Genomic DNA, 2,164 nt, shown 5'->3' with positions numbered 1-2,164 from the left:
CAGCTGGATCTCGTCGATGGCCACGAAATCGGTGGCGATGTCGGGCATCGCCTCGGTGGTGGCGACCCAGTACTGGACGCGGTCGGGAACGATCCGCTCCTCTCCGGTGACCAGTGCCACGACCGAGGGGCCGCGCGCGGCCACGATCCGGTCATAGACCTCGCGCGCCAGCAGGCGCAGCGGCAGGCCGATCACCCCCGACCGGTGGTTCAGCATCCGCTGGATGGCGTAGTGGGTCTTGCCCGTATTGGTCGGGCCCAGGATGGCGGTGATCCGCCCGCGCGTCGTCATGTTCATGCCTTAGATATCGGTGCCGATGCGCTTGTGTTCCAGACGTGCCTGGCCATCGATGGCTTCCTGCTGGTGGGGATGGATCGCCAGGCTGGCGCGATAGGCCGCCAGGGCGCGAGCGTCGTCGCCCATCTCCTCCAGCATGGCGCCCAGCTGGGTCAGTGCCGCAAAATGGCGCGGCTCCAGCTCCAGCGTGCGGCGTAGGTCGGCCAGCGCGGGCCCGAACTGGCCCGCCGTCGCATAGGCCGCGGCCCGCGTCTGGAAGCCTGCCGCAAAATCGGGGGCATGGTCGGTCAACGCGGTCAGATGACCGATGGCCGACGGGATGTCCCCCATGTCCAGCGCCGCCTCTCCCCGCTGCAGCAGCAGGTCCATCGCCGGCGACCCGGACCGCGACCATTCCCGCAGGATATCGCTTTCCGCGATGCGCCAGCCTTCGCCCTCGGGCTGGGCCAGGCGCGCGAAGGCGTCGTCCAGCCCCTGGCCCGCGGCCGCGATCGGTACCACGCTTGCAATAACCACGAAAATCGTCAGAACTTTGTGACGCAATGCCGTGACGGCAGAGTGGAAATTCAGGCGGACCGCGTTCATATGTCTGGTGTAGCCCAGGCCGCAGGTCGGGCGCCAGACAAAGCGCACCAGGAGACGTGAAATGAGCGAAGTCGTGACCAAGGCCGTCCAGAAGCTGGGCGAAAAGATCGACAGCTTCGATTCTGTCGCAAAGTTCGTGATCACCGGCGAAGGCGCGATCATGATCGACGAAGACGGCGTGCGCGCCGGCGACGAGGATGCCGAGGTGACCCTGACGGCCAGCCGCGAGACGTTCGAAGGCATCCTGAACGGCGACGTGAACCCCGCCACCGCCTTCATGATGGGCAAGCTGAAGATCGACGGCTCTATGGGCGTCGCGATGCAGCTGGGCCAGAAGCTGTCCTAAGCGCCCGCGTGCAGCAGGCACCCTTCCATCAGCTTCCGGACGACCGGTCACAGCCCGCCCGCGCCTTCTGGGCGCAGGCCGGCGATGGGGTCCGCCTGCGCATGGCGCATTGGCCCGCGGATGCGGCACGCGGCAGCGTACTGCTGTTCCCCGGGCGGACCGAATATATCGAGAAATACGCCCCCGTCGCCCATCGTCTGATGGCCGAGGGTTACGACGTCCTGTCGATCGACTGGCGCGGTCAGGGCATGTCGGACCGCCTGCAGCCCAATCCCCGCCCCGGCCATATCCGCGATTTCGCGGATTACCAGCACGACGTGGTCGAGATGATCGTGGCGGCGGAACAGCTTGACCTGCCCCGTCCGTGGCATCTGCTGGCGCATTCGATGGGCGGCTGCATCGGGTTGGCCGCGCTGGAGGGCGGCATGGCCGTGCAGAGCGCGGTGTTCTCCGCGCCCATGTGGGGCATCAATCTTCGCCGGATGCAGCAGGGCGTGGCCCTGGGTATCGCCTATCTGGCCGGACGCGTGGGGCGTGGCGGCCTGACGGCACCGGGCAGCGGCGGGGCGGCGACGACCTATCCCCTGGACGAGAGCTTCAACGCCAACCTGCTGACCGGCAACGGTGACGAATGGGCGCGCCTGGTGCGCGAGGCCGTGGCCTGGCCCGACCTGACCATCGGCGGTGCCACCTTCGATTGGGTTGGCAGGGCACTGAACGAATGCGCCCGCCTGTCGCGCATTCCATCGCCCGACATGCCGATGCTGGTGTCTGTCGGCAGCGAGGAAAAGGTCGTGTCGTCGCAGGCCATCCGGGACCGTGCCGCGCGCTGGCCGCAATCGGAGCTGCTGACCATTCCGGGGGCCAAGCACGAAATCCTGATGGAAACGGATGCGCTGCGCGACCTGTTCTACGAGGCGATGCTGGCCCGGTTCG

At 67.4% G+C, this 2,164-nt stretch carries 3 protein-coding genes and 1 pseudogene; 2 read left to right on the top strand and 2 right to left on the bottom strand.

The window, feature by feature from the left end:
- Together TW83_RS17465 and TW83_RS17460 are read right to left on the bottom strand one after the other, a co-directional pair.
- Positions 1 to 291, bottom strand: a pseudogene (locus TW83_RS17465) (disulfide oxidoreductase); the annotation flags it as partial.
- Positions 292 to 300: 9 nt separating this feature from the next.
- Positions 301 to 813, bottom strand: a complete 513-nt coding sequence (locus TW83_RS17460) for a tetratricopeptide repeat protein (RefSeq protein ID WP_232303246.1) — start codon at positions 811 to 813, stop codon at positions 301 to 303.
- Between the two features lie 130 nt (positions 814 to 943).
- Between TW83_RS17460 and TW83_RS17455 the strand changes: the two genes are divergently transcribed.
- Together TW83_RS17455 and TW83_RS17450 are read left to right on the top strand one after the other, a co-directional pair.
- Positions 944 to 1,228 (top strand): SCP2 sterol-binding domain-containing protein, encoded by a 285-nt coding sequence (locus TW83_RS17455; protein ID WP_042246766.1) that lies wholly within the window; start codon positions 944 to 946, stop codon positions 1,226 to 1,228.
- Between the two features lie 8 nt (positions 1,229 to 1,236).
- A partial coding sequence (locus TW83_RS17450; protein ID WP_045984059.1) for an alpha/beta hydrolase occupies positions 1,237 to 2,164 on the top strand: 928 nt, incomplete at its 3' end.

The organism is Paracoccus sp. S4493, from assembly GCF_000967735.1.
GTDB classification, from domain to species: Bacteria; Pseudomonadota; Alphaproteobacteria; order Rhodobacterales; family Rhodobacteraceae; genus Paracoccus; species Paracoccus marcusii.
Note: the sequence above shows the minus strand (reverse complement) of the source record. Positions and strands in the feature narration are given on the sequence as shown.